This window comes from Streptomyces sp. ICBB 8177, assembly GCF_003144095.1.
Classification (GTDB): domain Bacteria; phylum Actinomycetota; class Actinomycetes; order Streptomycetales; family Streptomycetaceae; genus Streptantibioticus_D.
Window position 1 is genome coordinate 304,319 of sequence record NZ_NSKH01000003.1, and the last position, 16,699, is coordinate 321,017.

A 16,699-nucleotide genomic window follows, 5' to 3' on the forward strand; every position below is an offset into this window, starting at 1 on the left:
GGAACCTGACGACTGACGGAGCGTTGGGAACGCGAGCGTGCCGTCCGACGGGTTGTGACGTGGCGTCGGCCGGAAGCCTCGCCACGCCCCCTCGCGGAACGCTGGACGGCGGACGGAGCCGCGCTGTCCAGCTGTGCTCGATCCCGTCACGAGGCCGCGTCGGCACCTTGTTCCCCGTCGACAGCCGGAAGGAGCGCACAGCATGAGCAACGAACAGCAGCGCCGCGTGGCCCTGATCACGGGATCCACCAGCGGAATCGGCCTCGCGGTGGCGAGGACCCTGGGGAATGCGGGCCTGGCGGTGTTCATCTGCTCCCGCAGCGCCGACAGCGTGGAGTCCACCGTCAAGGAACTGCGAAACGAGGGCATCGAGGCCGCCGGCACCGCCGCCGACGTCCGCCGCCCCGAGTCGGTCAAGGAGCTGCTCGCCGCCGCCGTGGAGACGTACGGCCGCGTCGACGTCCTGGTGAACAACGCCGGCCGCAGCGGCGGTGGCGTGACCGCCGGGATCGCCGACGAGCTGTGGTACGACGTCATCGACACCAACCTCAACAGCGTCTTCCTGACCACCCGCGAGTTCCTCAACGCGGGCGGCGCGCAGGACCGCGGCTGGGGCCGGGTCATCAACATCGCCTCCACCGGCGGCAAGCAGGGCGTCGTGCTCGGCGCGCCGTACTCCGCCTCCAAGCACGCCGTCGTCGGCTTCACCAAGGCCCTCGGCCTGGAGCTGGCCAAGACCGGCGTCACCGTCAACGCGGTCTGCCCGGGCTACGTCGAGACCCCGATGGCCGCCCGCGTGCGGCAGGGCTACGCCGCCGCCTACGACACCTCCGAGGACGCGATCCTGGAGCGCTTCCAGGCCAAGATCCCGCTGGGCCGCTACTCCACGCCCGAGGAGGTCGCCGGGCTCGTCGGCTACCTGGCCACCGACACCGCCGCCTCCATCACCGCGCAGGCGCTCAACGTCTGCGGCGGCCTGGGCAACTACTGATCCCCCCGAACCCCGATCGCGTTACGTCCTAGTCGAGTTGGAGTTTCCAGACCATGACCGTCACTGAACAGCGGCTGACGACGCACGAGACCACCCATGCGATCGACGTGGCGGCCCCGGCCCGGGTGGTCTACGGGATCATCGCCGACGTCGAGACCTGGCCGCAGCACTTCAAGCCCAACGTCCACGTCGAGCGCCTGGAGGAGGAGGCGGGCCTGGAGCGCATCCGCATCTGGGCCACCGCCAACGGCGAGGTCAAGACCTGGTCGTCGGTGCGCACCCTCGACCCCGAGGCGCGGCGGGTGACCTTCCGGCAGGACGTGTCCACCCCGCCGGTCGCCGCGATGGGCGGCGAGTGGATCGTCACCGCCACCGGCGAGGACACCAGCCGCCTTCAGCTCAAGCACGACTTCCAGGCCATCGACGACGACCCGGCCAACGTCGAGTGGATCAACAAGGCGCTCGACGAGAACAGCGGCAAGGAACTGGCCGGTATCAAGGAGGTCGCCGAACTCGCGGACCGGCTCGGCGAGCTGGTGTTCAGCTTCACCGACACCGTGCACGTCGAGGGTGACGGCGCGGACGTCTTCGACTTCCTCAACCGCTCCGACCTGTGGCCCGAGCGCCTGCCGCACGTCGCCAAGCTCGACCTGACCGAGGACACCCCGGGACTCCAGGTCATGCGGATGGACACCAGCACCAAGGACGGCTCCGTGCACACCACCGAGTCGGTGCGCGTGTGCTTCGCCCCCGGCCGCATCGTCTACAAGCAGACCACCGTGCCGCTGCTGATGACCGCGCACACCGGCGAGTGGCTGATCACCCCCAGCGGCACCGGCGTGGACGTCTCCTCCACGCACACCGTCACCCTGCGCACCGACACCATCGAGCGCATCCTCGGCGAGGGGAAGACCACCGCCGACGCGCGCGCGTACGTGCACAAGGCGCTGTCCACCAACTCCGGCGTCACCCTCCAGCACGCCAAGGCCTACGCGGAGGGCCGTCGTGGCTGAGCCGTCGGACGCCCGCGCCCGGGACCTGGCGGCGCTGCCGCCGGTCCCGGCGCGCGTGGACGCGCTGCTGAGCGAGGCGGCCGCCGCCCACCCGGGCCGCACCGCCGTCATCGCCGAGGGCCGCGGAATCGGCTTCGCGGCGCTGGACCGCAAGGTCACCGCGGTCGCCTCGGCGCTGCGCGAGCTGCTGCCCGAGCCCGGCGCGGTCGTTGCCACCGCCTCCGTACTGCACCCGGACTTCGCCGTCGCCTACTACGCGGCAGCGCGCGCCGGACACGTCGCCGCCGTCGTCAACCCGCTGATGCGCGAGGAGGCCCTGCTGCACGTGCTCACGCTCAGCGGGGCACGGGCGGCGTTCGTGGACGGCACGGTGTACGAGCGGCTCGCCGCCGTCCGCGACCGGCTGCCCCTGCTGCGCCACGTCGTGCTCATCGGCGCCGCGACGGGGCAGGAGCCGACCATGGAGACACTCGCCGCGGGTCCCGCGAAGGGCTTCACGCCCGCACCGGTCGAGCCGGACGACGTGGCCGTCATCCAGTTCACCAGCGGCACCACCGGCCTGCCCAAGGCCGTACGCCTCAGCCACCGCAACGTCACCGTCAACGCGGCGCAGATCGCCGCCGCCCACAAGCTCGACGGCGACGCGGTGGCCGTCAACCACCTGCCCACCTACCACCCCATGCACCTCAACTCGGCCTTCCGGGCGGGCGCGACGCAGGTGCTGTTCGCCGGGCCGGACCCGGCCGAGGCGGTGGCCGCCGCCAACCGCTACGGCGCCACGCACTTCTACAGCCTGCCGGTGCGCCTGGCCCGGCTGGCCGCCGACCCGTCGCTGGAAGGGCTGCGGCTGACCACCGTGAAGCGGATCGCCTCCGGCGGCTCCGGCCTGCCGGTACCGGCCGCGCGCCGCCTGACGCAGCGGTTCGGCATCCCGGTCTTCCAGGGCTACGGCCTCGCCGAGACCGCGCCGCTGACCCACAGCGACGACCCCGACCACCCGGTGCACGGCTCGGTCGGCACCCCGGTCGCGGGAACCGAGTGCCGGGTCGTGGACATCGACACCCGCGCCGTGCTCACCGAGCCGGACGCGGTCGGCGAGATCCAGCTGCGCGGCCCGCAGGTCATGCTCGGCTACCTCGGCGGCCCGGACGGCACCGGCCTGGAGCCGGACGGCTGGTTCTCCACCGGGGACGCGGGACGGGTGGACGGCGACGGGCGGCTGTTCCTCGTCGACCGGCTCAAGGACGTCTTCAAGTGCGACAACTTCCTCGTCGCGCCCTCGGAGGTGGAGAGCGCGCTGCTCGGGCACGCCGCGGTGCGCGAGGCCGTCGTCTTCGACCTGCCGGACCCGTTCAGCACCGCGGTCGCGGGCGCGCTGCTGGTGCTGCGCGCCGGGGCCTCGCTTGAGGGCGTCCTCGAAGAGGTCAACTCCCGGCTCCCGTACTACCAGCAGGTCCGCTACGCCGAGACGGTCGAGACGATCCCGCGCTCGGGCAACGGAAAGATCCAGCGCCGCATGCTGCGCGACCAGCTCATCGAGCGCGGCGCGTGGCAGTCCGTTCCCGGCGTCCCCGCCATTCCTGAAAGGGCATCAGCATGACGTACTTCACCGTGGTCAACGTCTTCACCCTCAAGAACCCCGACGAGGCCGAGGCGTTCGAGGCCCGCTTCGGCACCCATGTGCAGTGGATGCGCGAGCGCGAGGGATTCCAGGCCCACCAGGCGGTACGCCAGGACGACGAGCCGGCCACGTACGTCAACTTCGGCTGGTGGGACAAGCCGGAGTCGTTCCAGGCGGTCATGGCCAGCGACACCTTCCAGGCGCACGCCAAGGAGTTCCACGAGCTGGTCGACGTGGTCGCCGACCCGTCGCTGGGCGTCCTGAGCCTCCAGGGGCAGGCGAGCGCGGGCGAGGCGCCGCTGGTGGCGCTGGAGTTCATCGAGGCCAAGGGCGACCAGGAGGAGTTCGAGGCCGCCTACGCCGCCTACGCGCAGGCCGCCGCGCGTGCCGCCGGCTTCGCCTGGGCCGACCTCGCCAAGTCGCTGTTCACGCCCGGCAAGTACACCGCGGTGACCCGCTGGGAGGACCGCGACGGGTTCGCCGCCGCCAAGGCGCTGCCGCAGTACGCGGCGCTGACCGCGCTGGCCACGATCCGCACCGTGACCGCCGCCCCGGTGGCCGGCACCCGTACGCCCGAGGGCGCGACGGCCTGACCGCGGAAGGAGACCGACATCATGGCTGAAGGACACGCGGGGGAGGCCGTCGACACCGACATCTGCGTGGTGGGCGGCGGCCCGGCCGGGCTGACGCTGGCGCTGCTGCTGCTGAAGTCGGGCGTGCGGGTCGCGGTGGTCGAGCGCTCCCGGGCGCACCAGCGGGAGTTCCGCGGCGAGATCCTCCAGCCGGGCGCCATGCGGCTGCTGGACGAGCTGGGGGTGCTGGCCGGAGCCAGGACCCGCGGCTGCCACGAGCACCAGCGGTTCCGCCTGGTGGAGCGCGACCGGGCGCTGCTGGACATCGACTACCGCTCGCTGCCCGCCCCCTACGACCACCTGCTGAGCATCCCGCAGGCCCACGTGCTGGACGAACTGCTCCTGCACTGCGGCAAGTTCGAGGGGTTCAGCTACCTGGACGGCAGGCGGGCGGGCGGCCTGGTCAAGGACGCGGACGGCCGGATCACCGGGGTCACCGCAGACGGCCCTTCGGGGAAGCTGACCGTCTCCGCGCACTGCGTGGTCGCCGCGGACGGCCGCTTCTCCAAGATCCGCAGGCTGGCCGGGATCGAGGCGGGCCGCTCGGACGTCTTCGACCTGGACGTCCTGTGGTTCAAGCTCACCGTCCCGCCCGGCGGTTCGGACCGCGAACGCGACGTACGGGTCTTCCGCGCCGAGGGCGCCCCGGTGCTCGCGTACGACTCGTGGCCGGACAAGGTCCAGATCGGCTGGACGCTGCCGCACGGCGGCTACCAGGAGGTCGTGGCCAAGGGCCTGGACCACACCAAGGAGGAGCTGGCGAAGGCGGTCCCGCCCTACGCGGACCTCATCCGCGAGCAGATCACGTCCCTGAAGGACCTCACCCTCCTCGACGTCTTCTCCGGCCGCGCCGACACCTGGGCGGTGGACGGCCTCGTCCTGATCGGCGACGCGGCACACACCCACAGCCCGATCGGCGCGCAGGGCATCAACCTGGCCATCCAGGACGCGGTCCTGCTCCACCCGATCCTGGTGGACTCCCTGCGCCGCAGCGACGCGAGCGCCGCGGTGCTGGGCGCGTTCGAGGAGCGCAGGGCGGCCGACATCGCGACGGTCATGCGCACCCAGCGCATGCAGAGCAAGGCCATGCTGGCGCACGGCGCCTTCGCCACGAGGATCCGCCCGAAGCTGGCCGCGATCCTCAAACACACCCCCGCCTACGGCAAGATCCTCCGCAAGATCGCCTACGGCAACCCGGCGATCGCGATCGCGGGGGAGCTGTTCGTGGACGAGGGAGGCCGCTGAGGGCTTGAGTGGTGAGGCTTGAGCGGCGAGGGCTTGAGCGGTGGAGGCTTGAACGGTGGGGGCGGCTGGGTGAACACCTGGCCGCCCTCGGCACGTCGACCGGAGCGCCTTCGCGGCACGCGTAATCCGTTCGCCATCCGCATACGACCGTTCCGCCGGTGTCGTGGCGAACCGAGACTCGTCCTTATGAGGCTCCTCGTGATCGGTGGATCGGTGTTCGTCGGGCGGGCCTTCGCAACGGAGGGGCTGTGCCGCGGCTGGGAGGTGACCGTCTTCAACCGGGGCCGGACGCAAGCCGATGTGCCGGGCGTCAGCATTCTGCGTGGAGACCGGACGGACGAGGCGGATCTCGCCGCGGTGGCAGCCGCCGGGCCGTACGACGCGGTCGTGGACGTTTGCGGTTACGTGCCCCGCGAGGTGGCGAAGTCGGCCGCCGCGCTGGCCGGGCGAGCAGGTTCCTACCTGTTCGTCTCCACGATCAATGTCTACCCCGGCTATCCCGCGCTGCCGACCGACGAGTCGTCCCCGCGCCAGGGCGGCAGCGCCGACGCCGGACCGGAGGACGGTGACTACGGCTGGCTCAAGGACGGTTGCGAGCAGGCGGTCCGGCAGGCCTTCCCCGGAAGAGTCGTGGTGCTCCAGCCGGGTCTGATCGTTGGGCCGCACGACCGGGCCCGGCGCACCACCGCCTGGCTGCGCCGGGCCGCGCGCGGCGGGCCGATGGCCGTGCCCGGTACCCCCGGACCGGCCGCTGCGGGTCATCGACGTGCGTGACCTCGCTGCCTTCGGCCTCGACCTGCTCGCCGGCGTACCGAGGCACGAGGTTGAGGACTACACGGTGCCCGGCGCCCCGGACAACGGGAGCTGGGGCGACTACCTGGACGCCTGCGTGGCCGCCACCGCGGGCCGGGCCAAGCTCGTCTACATCGACGACCGGCTCTTCGTCGAACACGGGGTCGAGCCGTGGACGGAGATCCCGCTCTGGTTGCCGCCGGGACCTCGATCCGCGGGAGTCTGGGCGGCTTCGTGCGCGAAGGCGCTGGCCGCCGGCCTGCGCTGTCGCCCGGTCGCGGACTCGGTGCGTGACACCGCCGCCTGGCTGTTCGCGCCCGGCGGTGAACGGGAGGCGTTCGAGGACTACAAGCACTTCAGTGAGTGGACGCCGTTCCTCCCAGCAGAGAAGGAGCAGGCGATTCTCGCCGCCCACGCCACCGGCTCACATCAGGCCGAGTGAGCACCGCACACGTCGAAGGCGGCAGTGGCCAGGGGGCTGACTGATGGCGGGCACGCCAGGACGCACCGCGAGCCGCTCCCCCTGGTTCAGACGGTGAGCCCGGCGCGCTTGGCCATCGTCATCAGCTCGGGCTTGGCGCGCTGGTGGAGCACGAACAGCACGCGGAGTACCTCCCGCGCCATCGGGTGCATCTCGGCCATCTCCGGGGAGATGGTGAACGCCGCCTTCAGCGCCTCTTCGGCGCCACTGGTGTTCTTCACGGCCAGGCGGGCACGTGCCACGTCGATGTAGAGGCGGCCGACGCGGTTGGGCGTCAGGTCGCCGGGCGGCTGTTCCATCAGAGTGTCGCCCATGGCCGCCGCCTTGTCGGGACGGCCCAGTTCGACGTGGGCGGCCAGCTCGTACAGCGCGGTGTTGCCGGACCCGAAGGTGAGGTTGTGGCGGACCATGTCCCCCTCGCCGCCAAGCGACTTGGCGAGTTTCCAGGCACGAGTCAGATGGTCCTTGGTGGCCTGGGCGTCCTTGTGCCGGGAAGCGAGAACGACGCCACGCAGGTGAAGGGAGCCGAGCGGCACGATCTTCGCGGGACCGCCGGTGAACCGTGCGCTCTCCAGCCGTGAGATGGCGCGTTCGATGATCGCGAGGCCGTCGTCGTACTGCCCGGCCGACTGGTAGGTGCCCGCCTCGTTCCAGGCCGCGGCGGCGTCCGCCTCGGGGTTCCAGGTCTGTTCGGCGGCCCACGTCTGCCGGGCGACGACCATCTCGGCGAGGTCCGGCTGCCCGAGGCGGTGCGCGACGGCGTACCCGCACCCGTACAGGTCGGCGACCTGACCCCAGGCGGCCGGGTCACCGTCGCCGGCGAGGGCGACGGCTGTGGCCTGCTCCAGGAGAGTCGGCAGGATGCGCAGGAGCTCGACGTATTTGGTCTGCGCGCGCAGGGCCGTTGCGGTCGCCAGGCCGGTGGCGAGGACATCGAGGGGCGGCGCGTCCTGCCGGGGCAGGGTGTGGCGTCGTACCGATACCCGGAGGGCATCGAGGAGGTCGGCCTGCTCCGACGCGCTGAGGAACGGCTGCCCGTAGATGCGCGCGGTGGAGACGCGAAGCGCCTTGGCGACAGCGGCGACGACGGGAGGCGTCGCCGGGCGCGTACCGACCTCGATCTTGCTGAGGTACGACAGGGAGATCCCGGCCTGGCGTGCCAGCCTGGCCTGTCCTATCCCGCGCGACTTCCGGAGCACGGCGATGTTCTCGCCCGCGGCTGGGGTCATGCCCCTACCTTCCCACCCTTCGCGACCGCTGATCCGGCCTGAGGTCCTAACGCCCCTGCGTTGTGCATGACTTGTGCTAACTGATCTTGAAGCTCCGGAGTTGACTGGGTATCAGCCCGCTTCGGCTGCGGCCCCCGCAGCCACGAGGCTGAAGACCTGTCGGTGATTCATGATGCCGGAAGAGAGTGAGCATGCCGACCCCTCGCCGTACTCACCAAGTCCGCCTCCGAAGCGGCGACTTAACAGATAGCACCTTCCCCGTCCCTACTCCGGTGCGGCTCCCTTCACGAAGCCCCGAAGAACCGGCACCAGAAGTGGTCGGGGCACGCGAGGCAGGCATGTCGGCGATGGCATGTCGGCTAAGCCTCGTGCGGGAGGCCACCAGTCCGGCGCTGGCGTTCGTCTACGACCGGGGTCCCGCCTCTGCAGCGGCCCGTCTGAGTGTGTGCGTCGCGTACGCCGAGCGGCAGCGCTGGCCGGTCGCCGGGGCCTGGACGGAGAGCGGCGAGCACGTGGCCCGGCCGGTCGCCGAGCAGCCGGCGTACCGGAAGCTGCTGGCGAGCCTCCTCGGCGAGCACCGCGATGGCGACCGGGACGTCGTGCTCGTCGTGACCGACTGGGACCGCCTCCACCCCGATCCCGCGCAGCAGTTCGTGGCATGCCGCCAGATCCACGACGCGGGCGGCTGGACCGAGACCACCGCGGGCGACACGAGCCTGCGCCTGGTCGAGCGTCACCGGCCGCGCCGCACACCGCGCGACGGGAGGGCCCATGCGTACTCCAATGCCTGACCGGCCCGCATGGCTCGTCCAGGGCGCGAGGGTCGCCGACCTGGCCCGGGGTGAGACGGGCGTCGTTCAGGGTGTGGAACCGCCCACCATGCCGGGTTTCGCGTCCACCGACGCCACCGTGTTCGTGCTGCCTCTCGGCGGTGGCATCGGATGGGAAGCCGACCCGGCCGACCTGCGTCCGGCCGGGAAGGCCATGCGGTGAACCGCCAGGAGGTCGGCGAAGCGCTCGCCACGGTGTTGTGCGTCGCGGCGAACCCGGCCGGCCTCACCCTCCTCGGCGTGACCGTCCACGACCAGATCACGACCGACCACCCTGGCCCGTCCGCCTTGGCGGACCTTTCCTTGACACCGCCCGCCCCAGACGGTGTGTAGACCGGCTCGGCCGCGCACCTCTCTCCGGCCGCGCGGCCGCGCCGCCTTACTGCCCGGCACCTCAAGAGAACCGGGCACAGCCCACTCGGTCGTGCCCCAACGGCGAGCCCCTCTTTCCAGGAGAGCCACATGGGTCTTCTCAGTCCTGCTCTACGGTCACCGGCCCCCGCGCCGGACATGACCGCCCTGTCCAACTTCGCTGCTCTGCGGGGGCAGTTACGGGTCTCCCTCGGGCCCGCCTGCAACATCTGGTGCTGGTTCTGCCACAACGAGGGCGACGTGCCGCCCGGCGCCACCAAGGACGATGGGTCTCTGCGCCCGCGCGAGCGGCTCCTGTGTGCAGACCACTACGTGCAGGCCATCGGCGGGCTGATCGCGACCGGCCTGCGGCGGGTGTACTTCACCGGCGGCGAGCCGCTGGCCTCCCGCTTGGCCCGCCCGGTGCTGGAGGGCGTCGCCCGCTACGCCGCGCCGGACGTCACCTTCGCCTTGATCACCAACGGCATATTGGTGCCCCGGGCGTTGCCGTGGCTGCAGCGCATCCCGCTGGACAAGATCAAGGTGTCACTGCACTACTTCAGCGATGCCACGTTCCGCATGATCGCGCGAGCGAATCGGCCGATCTCCGACGTCCTGGCGGGCATCGAGTCCGCGCGGGAGGCGTTCGAGCGCGTCGAGATCAACACGCTGCTGCAACGCCAGAACCGGCACGAGGTCCCCGCGATTCTCGACTACGCGCTGACCCGGCGTCTGCCGGTGCAGTTCATCGAACTCGTCAGCACCGACTTCAACACGCCGGCCTCCGACGCGGCTGTGCCCGCCGACGACCTGGTCGCGCTGCTGCGCACGATGTGCGAGAGCGAGCGCGTCGAGGTCGCTGGCGTCGGGCAAGGCCGCCGGGTGTTCACCGTGGACGGGGTAGAGGTTGAGGTCATCCACCGGGAGCTGGGACGCCACCACGTCGGGCAGTGCGGCACCTGCCCGCTCAAACCGCAGTGCGTGGAGGGCTTCTGGGCCCTGCGCCTCGATCACGCGGGCGGCCTGATGCCGTGCCTGCTGCGGGAAGACCTGCGCCTGCACCTGGCACCCATCCTGACCGCGCGCGGCGGACTGGGCGCGGCCCACGCCGTCGCCCGCCACGTGGCCGCCTTCACGGAGGGAACGCTGTGATGCCTGAGCTTCCCGCCTGCTACCAGCCGCCCGTCACCGGCCGGCACGGCAGGCTCCTGGTCCTGGAGGGCATCAGCGCCTCCGGCAAGTCGACGCTCACCCGCCTCTTGGCCGACCGGCTGGACGCCGCGACCCTGCACATGGTCCCCGAGCCGTTGAGCAGCTTGTCCGGCTACGTCAACGACCATGGCGGCGCGCTCACCCAGTTCGCGTTCTATCTGACCGGCGCGCTCGATGCCGCCGACACCGTCCGGCGGCGCCTGGTGGCCGGGAACATGGTCACCGACCGGTGGGTCAACTCGATCATCGCCAACCACACCGCGGTCAACAGCCTGGACCTCGAAGCGGTCCTCGCCGCGTTCACCCCGTTCCTGCCCTACCTGCCAGCCCCCGACCTGACCGTGTACCTGGAGACGTCGGAGAAGGAACTCCTGCGGCGGATGGCCGACCGGCCGGACCGCTCCCCGCAGGACCGGCTGCTGGTGCGCCGCCCCGGGCTCATGCATCGCGTGCGCGCGCTGTACCGCATGCTCGCCGCCGTCGACCCCACCGCGGTCACCGTCATCACGGACGGCAAGACCCCCGAAGAACTGGCCGACGAGATCTACGCACTGCTGGAGGAACGATGCTGAGCCCCGTCGACCTGCCGTCCGTGTTCGCACCCGACCGCATCCACGGCGTTCTCACCGACCCCTTCCCCGGACCGCGCCCCGGCCTGATCCACTCCGCTCTGGGCTGGTGGGTCGGCTCGTGTCTGGTCCTGACCTGCCGCGCCGGTGCCGTGGCGGTCGTCCATGACGGCACCGAACCCGCGATGCGCCTCGCCGACCACTTCGCCCGGGGAGCGGCGAACTGCCTGCACTACGCCGCGACCGTCTCGATCATCGGCGAAGGGGACGCCGACCTGCTCGCCTACGGGGTGCGCACCGTGCAGGGCCCCGGGGCGCTCATCACCACCGACGCCGGGGAGGTGACGATGCGCTTGCTGGCCGCCGGTGGCACGCCCATGACGTGCGGAACCGGTCTGGAACTGATCTGTGACCTCATCGCCCGCGACCGGGTGCCCATCCCCGTCAACGCGGGCGCCCGCGGCCGGATCCTCCAGCGCCGGGACTTCGCCCACCACTACGCCACCGCCGAGGGGTGACCACCGTGATCGACGCCGCCGAAGTCGTCGCCTCCGGCATGAACATCCTGTTCGTCACGCTCGACTCGCTGCGGTACGACACCGCCGAGACGGCCTTGCGCGACGGACGCACCCCGCGCCTGGCCGGACTGCTGCCCGCCGGCGGCTGGGAGAGGCGGACCACGCCGGGGACGTTCACGCTGCCCGCGCACATGGCTTTCTTCTCCGGGTTCCTGCCCAAGCGCCCGCAGCCCAACCAGCCGCCCCGGCTGTGGGAGTGCCGCCCGCCGGCCTTCAAGACGGTCACGTCCGGCACGTTCGTCTTCGACGCCCCCAACCTCCTTCAGGGCTTGGGGCAGCACGGCTACACCACCGTGTGCGTTGGGGGCGTCACCTACTTCTCGCGCGAGACACCACTCGGCAGCGTCCTGCCGGACATGTTCGACCAGGACTACTGGGAGCCGCGGTTCTGCTCACCGGAACTGGACTCCACCCGCCACCAGGTCGACCGCGCGCTCCAGGTCGCCGACGAGCACGAGGGCCGCCCATTGCTGCTGTTCGTCAACGTCTCGGCCACCCACGTCCCCCACGGTCACTACCTGGGCGACAGCCACGACACCGCGCTCTCCCAGCAAGCGGCGCTCGCTTATGCGGATGAGCACCTGGGCCGGCTGGTCACCGGCCTGACGAGCCGCGACCGCTGGCTCGTCATCCTGTGCGCGGACCACGGCGACGCCTACGGGGAGGACGGCTACCACGGACGAGGCATCATCCACCCCACCGTCACCACAGTCCCTTTCGCCCTGATGCTGTGCTGACAGCGCTACGCTCCCTGGCATGACCACGCTGCCCACCCGTGACGCCTGCGTCGTCGTCGCCCAGGATCATCAAGGACTCGTCGCCGTGCTCAGCGCGCACTTCGCAGGGCACGGCGGCGAGTACCTGTTCCTGCCGGGCGGGCGTATGGAGGATGGCGAGACCCCGCCACAGTGCGCCGCTCGCGAGCTGCGCGAGGAGGCCGGCGTGACCGCGGCTTCGTGGCGGCCTCTCGGCTCCTACGCCATCACCCTCGCCTCACCGGCCCGCGTGCACCTCTACGAGGCGCATGACCTCACGCTCGGACCGCAGGAACTCACCCCCACCGAGCAGGACTTCAAGCTGTCGTGGTGGCCGAGGGACGACGCGGTCGATGCGGCCCGAAAGGGCCGCTTCTTGCTTCCCGCTGGTCCGCTGGCCCTCCTGCTCGCCCGCGGCTGACCCCGGCCGGAACAAGGCTGACGGTCTCGCGCGCGGACTACCCGGCCCGCGCATACTGCCTGGTCGATCCGCCGCAACTGCCGATCGCTGAGGCACACGTCCTGCAAGGAGCCGTCGCATGACCGTGGGCATCGATGCTGAGCGCGCGAACGCTACGCGAGGAACTCGCCGTACAACTCGCCGCGGCGGGACACGACACGGCATGGGTGGAAGCCGTGCGGGCGGTGCCCCGGCACCTGTTCGTGCCCCTCTACTACCGGCAGGGCGACGAGGGCGCTTCCAACCCGTGCGCCAGGACGACGAGAACTACCTCGACGGTGTCTACGCCGACCAGGCCCTGACCACCCAGCTGAACGGCGGCGATTCCACCTCGCCGTCCAGCGAGCCGGGCCTGATGCTCACCATGCTCGAAGCGCTCGACGTGCGCCCCGGGCACCGTGTCTACGAGTGCGGCACCGGCACCTGCTGGAACGCCGCTCTCCTCGCCCACAGGCTCGGCGACGCGAACGTGACGACGGTCGACGTCGATCCCGGTCTGACGGCCGCCGCGGTCGAACGGCTGGCCGCGGCGGGGTATCACCCGGTCGTGCACACCGGAGACGGCGCCGCCGGCCTGCCTGAGCGCGGACCGTTCGACCGGGTCATCGCCACTTGCCGTATGCAGGCGATCCCTTGGGAGTGGGTCGCGCAGAGCGTCGAGGACGCGGTGATGGTCGTTCCGATCGGCTGGGGGCTGGCGCGGGTCGTCGTGCGGGACGGGCAGGCGCAGGGCCGATTCCTGCCGGGCGGCGCCTACTTCATGCCTCGCCGAACGCTCGCGGTCGGCCCTCGGTTCGACAGCCTTGACGACAGCCCTGTGACCACGACAACGGTTCCCATCGATGACCTGATGGATCGGCTCCAATTTCCCCTGTCGTTGGCTCTGCCCGGCTGCGACACCTGCACGTGGCCCGACGAGAAGGACGGCATCCACGCCGTGGGCCTCTGGACGCCGGACGGCTCGACCGCCACGGCCGATGGCACCGGTCACGTGCGTCAACTCGGCCCGCGACGCCTGTGGGACACGATCGAAGAACTCCACGCCCTGTTTCCCACCGCGCCGGACCGCGACGAATTCGGCATCACCGTCACTGCCGAACGTCTGCGAATCTGGTGGCGCTCCGAGGACGGCCCCGGATGGGACCTCCCGCAGGTGGTGTTCGCCTGACGAATCGACCGCGTAGGACACGGCCTCGTCGGGGCGGCCGGTTTGTTCGGTTTGATCCGGCCAGTCATCACCGGTTTGCCGCCAACAGTCCCGGACCGCTCCACCTTCCCGTCGTGCCTGCCGGTATCCAAGGACGACGGCAGGCACGACGGGAGGGGTGGGGCGACGTGCTGACCATGAACCTGGCGGTATTCCTCGTGTTCCTCGTCATCGTGCGGCTACGGCGCCGAACCCAGGCCCGTAGCCGCCGCGACGAGACGCTGACCGTCGTCATCGTCCTGGCGCTGGGCGTTCTGCTGGCCCCGACGTCGCTCGGGCAGGGAGTACTGAGCATCGTCGGCTCGCTCGCCCATGCCGTCTCCCAAAACTTCCACTCGCTCTGACCTTGCCGCTTGAACGTCCGGCTTCGAGCGGGCGGGCCTGGTGATCACTCGTCCGCGGTGATTCCGGGGCGTGGGTGCGCTCGCCTCCCGGTCGGCCGGGGGCAGCTGTCTGCGTGTAGGACTCATAGCGAAGCCGGGCGGCGGTACCGGGCGAACACCGCGTCCCGCTCTTGCTCCCAGGTCCAGTTCGGATCCCGTCGGTGGAACTCGGTGACGGCCAGCTCGAAGAACTGGCCGGAGGGCTTCCGGTTGGTTCCATTGACGACCAGCGCCGAGAGCATCGGATCGGGCCCGGTGCTGTCCTGGCGACAAACATCCGCCAGCAGGCGCGACATCATCGAACCGTGGTAATGGACACGGTGTTCCGGTGCCAGGGTTTCGCTCAACTTCTTGTAGGTGTCGGTCCGGCCCTCTCGGGCCCATCCCCGCAGAACCTCCACCATCGCGTCGCGGGTGGCAACGTAGGCCGCCTCTCCGTATTTCATGTGATCCCCCATCAGCCAACTGGATTGACACGGTACCGAGTTGTGTCGGTGCCTGGGCCGGGCTTGGAGCAAGTCGCGTGACCATGACGTCGAAGGGAGACCCTCGGGGGCCCGGGTGCGGTGGCATGTGGGAGTGTCGGCGCCCTACGATGCCCCTTCTGCCGACTCGTCCGTGAAGACAGCGGTCAATGGGTGGCCGGTGGGGCATCCGCGTGCGCGTTCTCGCCGCTCGGACAGGCCTGGGCGCGCGGGCGTCAGCCGGGCTGGTCGGGCTCTGTGCCGCCACCGGATGCCGCGGCGGCGCGTTCGATCTTTGCGTACCGGGCAGCCCGAAAGGCCGTGTCGAGCGGCGGGGTTGCGTATGCGGCCGCTGTACCGGTTGATCCATCGAGTCGTTCGCGCAGGATGTCGGCGTGACCGGCGTGCCGGCTGGTCTCGGTGAGCATGTGGACCAGGATGTCGAACAGCTTCACGTGAGGGCGTGGCCACCAGGGCACATAACCGGGGGAGTCGATCGAGAGAGCGGCGATCGTCCTGTCCGCGTGCTCGCCCACGCGACGGTAGAGGCCGGTGATCTGTTCGCGTGTCTCGTGCTCAGCCGCCCACAGGTCTGAGCCAGGCTCATCGACGTCGCTCCACCGTGGAAGGGGTTCGAGGAAGGGGCGATCGAAGACCTCGCCGAAGTACCTGGATTCCCAGACCGACAGGTGCTTGACCAAGCCGAGGAGGTTGGTGCCGGTCGGGGTCAGGGGCCGGCGGACGTCGTACTCGCTCAAGCCGTCGAGCTTCCAGAGCATTGCGCTACGCATCTCTCGTAGAACCCCTTGCAGATGCTCTTTCGCGCAATCGTCGATCACGGGCCGCGAGCCTGTCATGTGCGGCCAGTGGCCTCAAGCGGAATCACGGTTCCGGGACGCGGTCAGCTTTGCGGCGAGCCGAACAGCGGCTCCAGCAAACGCAGTTGGTCCGTCGCGGCGGGCAGGTCGCTGACCTGGCCGTCGCCGACCTCCACCAGCCGCCAGACTGCGTCGGAGCGCAGGGCCAGGTCGGTCGTGACGAACCGGCAGCCGAGAGCGTCCACCAGCGGCGCCATGCGGTCGAGTTCCTGACATGGGAGGGATGCCGCGGCGTCTCCGAGTCCGTGTCCGGGTGCGCGGTGGTGAGGACGGGGGCCGCGTCGATCCACCACACCCGCACCTCGTCGCCGGTGAAGTCCTCGAAAGCGCGCAGGACGATTCCCCCGGCCAGGGAGTCCTCCTGGAGCGCGACGAAACGGCCGACCACAGCCGCCAGCCGTTCCGTATCGGCGGCGTCGGGCACGAAACACGCCTCGTCCCACTCGTGCTTGCGGGACTTGACGTAGTCCTTGACGACGACCGGCCCGGGGCTCAGTGGTGCGGCCAACTCGGCCAGGCGGGCGGCGTCGGCTTTGAGCCCTGGGAGCCAGACGCTGCGGGGTGTCACCGCCGCGAACGTCTCGTACCAGCCGGGCAGTTCATGAGCCCTGCGGTACTGACCGGCATCCGTGACCAGGGTGCTGCCTCGCTCGGCCAGTGCCTGTGCCAGTTCGGCGTAACGGCTGCTCGGCAGCATCCAGCCCCGGTACCACAGCGGTCCGAGGCCGCGCGGCACCCTGGACACGGCCTCTTCGGGCCGTCCGCGCACGAGTGCTTCGTGATCGAGGAACGCGACGTCAACGCCCAGGACTCGGGCCGCCTCGGCCGCGCCCGAGAAGTGCGGGTCCGCACGACGCGGCCGCAGAGGGTCGCAACACGTCAACAGGACGGCAGCAGCTGTCATGGACGCAGAGCCTAACCCCGGAGGCAGATGCCGACCTGGGCAGACCGTCCACGAGACCGGCACCGGGCTCCTAGCCCAACTCGCCGCCCAGTACGTCACAACGC

21 protein-coding genes and 1 pseudogene are annotated in these 16,699 nt (G+C 70.7%); 17 read left to right on the top strand and 5 right to left on the bottom strand.

Features of this window, described 5'->3' with window-relative positions; translation table 11 throughout:
* The first annotated feature begins 202 nt into the window (after positions 1–202).
* The 7 genes from CK485_RS04290 to CK485_RS29375 all read left to right on the top strand — a co-directional run bounded on the left by CK485_RS04290 (position 203) and on the right by CK485_RS29375 (position 6,736).
* Complete coding sequence (locus tag CK485_RS04290; RefSeq protein WP_109447067.1) at positions 203–991, top strand: SDR family NAD(P)-dependent oxidoreductase; 789 nt, start codon at positions 203–205, stop codon at positions 989–991.
* A 53-nt stretch (positions 992–1,044) separates the two neighbouring features.
* Positions 1,045–2,004 (top strand): aromatase/cyclase, encoded by a 960-nt coding sequence (locus CK485_RS04295; RefSeq protein WP_109447069.1) that lies wholly within the window; start codon positions 1,045–1,047, stop codon positions 2,002–2,004.
* Positions 1,997–3,604, top strand: coding sequence for a class I adenylate-forming enzyme family protein (locus tag CK485_RS04300; RefSeq protein WP_241968120.1), 1,608 nt, complete (start codon positions 1,997–1,999; stop codon positions 3,602–3,604). The genes CK485_RS04295 and CK485_RS04300 overlap by 8 nt, the downstream gene beginning before the upstream one ends.
* On the top strand, positions 3,601–4,218 hold the full coding sequence (locus CK485_RS04305; protein ID WP_109447071.1) for an antibiotic biosynthesis monooxygenase family protein: 618 nt from the start codon (positions 3,601–3,603) through the stop codon (positions 4,216–4,218). Before CK485_RS04300 ends, CK485_RS04305 begins: the two co-directional genes overlap by 4 nt.
* Before the next feature lie 21 nt (positions 4,219–4,239).
* Entirely contained in the window at positions 4,240–5,502 is a 1,263-nt protein-coding gene (locus tag CK485_RS04310; RefSeq protein WP_109447073.1) for an FAD-dependent monooxygenase, read from the top strand.
* Between the two features lie 186 nt (positions 5,503–5,688).
* Complete coding sequence (locus tag CK485_RS29370; protein ID WP_241968121.1) at positions 5,689–6,276, top strand: NAD-dependent epimerase/dehydratase family protein; 588 nt, start codon at positions 5,689–5,691, stop codon at positions 6,274–6,276.
* Positions 6,269–6,736, top strand: a complete 468-nt coding sequence (locus CK485_RS29375; RefSeq protein WP_241968122.1) for a hypothetical protein — start codon at positions 6,269–6,271, stop codon at positions 6,734–6,736. Before CK485_RS29370 ends, CK485_RS29375 begins: the two co-directional genes overlap by 8 nt.
* Positions 6,737–6,822: 86 nt before the next feature.
* Here CK485_RS29375 and CK485_RS04320 read toward each other — a convergent pair whose 3' ends face one another.
* Positions 6,823–8,004 carry a helix-turn-helix transcriptional regulator gene (locus tag CK485_RS04320; RefSeq protein WP_109447075.1) on the bottom strand — a complete coding sequence of 394 codons (1,182 nt, stop codon included), beginning with the start codon at positions 8,002–8,004 and terminating at the stop codon, positions 6,823–6,825.
* Positions 8,005–8,372: 368 nt separating this feature from the next.
* On the opposite strand from CK485_RS04320, the gene CK485_RS04325 reads away from it, so the two are divergent.
* From CK485_RS04325 to CK485_RS04365, 10 genes are all read left to right on the top strand, one after another.
* Positions 8,373–8,795, top strand: coding sequence for a recombinase family protein (locus tag CK485_RS04325; protein WP_109447077.1), 423 nt, complete (start codon positions 8,373–8,375; stop codon positions 8,793–8,795).
* The gene (locus tag CK485_RS04330) at positions 8,776–8,997 is read left to right on the top strand and encodes a hypothetical protein (RefSeq protein WP_146214483.1); all 222 of its coding nucleotides are present in this window, start codon (positions 8,776–8,778) and stop codon (positions 8,995–8,997) included. Before CK485_RS04325 ends, CK485_RS04330 begins: the two co-directional genes overlap by 20 nt.
* Positions 8,994–9,167: a hypothetical protein gene (locus CK485_RS28670; RefSeq protein ID WP_158288155.1), complete on the top strand. Its 174-nt coding sequence runs from the start codon at positions 8,994–8,996 to the stop codon at positions 9,165–9,167. Before CK485_RS04330 ends, CK485_RS28670 begins: the two co-directional genes overlap by 4 nt.
* 129 nt (positions 9,168–9,296) lie before the next feature.
* Positions 9,297–10,337, top strand: a complete 1,041-nt coding sequence (locus CK485_RS04335; protein WP_109447081.1) for a radical SAM protein — start codon at positions 9,297–9,299, stop codon at positions 10,335–10,337.
* Entirely contained in the window at positions 10,337–10,969 is a 633-nt protein-coding gene (locus CK485_RS04340; protein ID WP_109447083.1) for an AAA family ATPase, read from the top strand. Before CK485_RS04335 ends, CK485_RS04340 begins: the two co-directional genes overlap by 1 nt.
* Positions 10,963–11,484 carry a hypothetical protein gene (locus tag CK485_RS04345; RefSeq protein ID WP_109447085.1) on the top strand — a complete coding sequence of 174 codons (522 nt, stop codon included), beginning with the start codon at positions 10,963–10,965 and terminating at the stop codon, positions 11,482–11,484. The genes CK485_RS04340 and CK485_RS04345 overlap by 7 nt, the downstream gene beginning before the upstream one ends.
* The gene (locus tag CK485_RS04350; protein WP_241968123.1) at positions 11,481–12,281 is read left to right on the top strand and encodes an STM4013/SEN3800 family hydrolase; all 801 of its coding nucleotides are present in this window, start codon (positions 11,481–11,483) and stop codon (positions 12,279–12,281) included. Before CK485_RS04345 ends, CK485_RS04350 begins: the two co-directional genes overlap by 4 nt.
* A 19-nt stretch (positions 12,282–12,300) precedes the next feature.
* A complete protein-coding gene (locus CK485_RS04355) occupies positions 12,301–12,720 on the top strand; it encodes an NUDIX hydrolase (protein ID WP_109447087.1) in 420 nt (139 codons plus the stop codon).
* Between the two features lie 286 nt (positions 12,721–13,006).
* Entirely contained in the window at positions 13,007–13,927 is a 921-nt protein-coding gene (locus CK485_RS04360) for a methyltransferase domain-containing protein (protein ID WP_158288156.1), read from the top strand.
* 167 nt (positions 13,928–14,094) lie between these two features.
* Positions 14,095–14,310, top strand: a complete 216-nt coding sequence (locus CK485_RS04365; protein ID WP_109447091.1) for a hypothetical protein — start codon at positions 14,095–14,097, stop codon at positions 14,308–14,310.
* A gap of 122 nt (positions 14,311–14,432) precedes the next feature.
* Here the strand turns inward: CK485_RS04365 and CK485_RS04370 are convergent, their stop codons facing one another.
* From CK485_RS04370 to CK485_RS04380, 4 genes and pseudogenes are all read right to left on the bottom strand, one after another.
* Positions 14,433–14,807, bottom strand: a complete 375-nt coding sequence (locus CK485_RS04370) for a hypothetical protein (protein ID WP_109447093.1) — start codon at positions 14,805–14,807, stop codon at positions 14,433–14,435.
* A gap of 242 nt (positions 14,808–15,049) precedes the next feature.
* Complete coding sequence (locus CK485_RS04375) at positions 15,050–15,652, bottom strand: DinB family protein (RefSeq protein ID WP_241968124.1); 603 nt, start codon at positions 15,650–15,652, stop codon at positions 15,050–15,052.
* A 62-nt stretch (positions 15,653–15,714) separates the two neighbouring features.
* Positions 15,715–15,888: an ATP-grasp domain-containing protein gene (locus CK485_RS30135; RefSeq protein WP_342673459.1), complete on the bottom strand. Its 174-nt coding sequence runs from the start codon at positions 15,886–15,888 to the stop codon at positions 15,715–15,717.
* 86 nt (positions 15,889–15,974) lie between these two features.
* Positions 15,975–16,595 (bottom strand): annotated as a pseudogene (locus CK485_RS04380) (ATP-grasp domain-containing protein); the annotation flags it as partial.
* Positions 16,596–16,699: the final 104 nt, after the last annotated feature.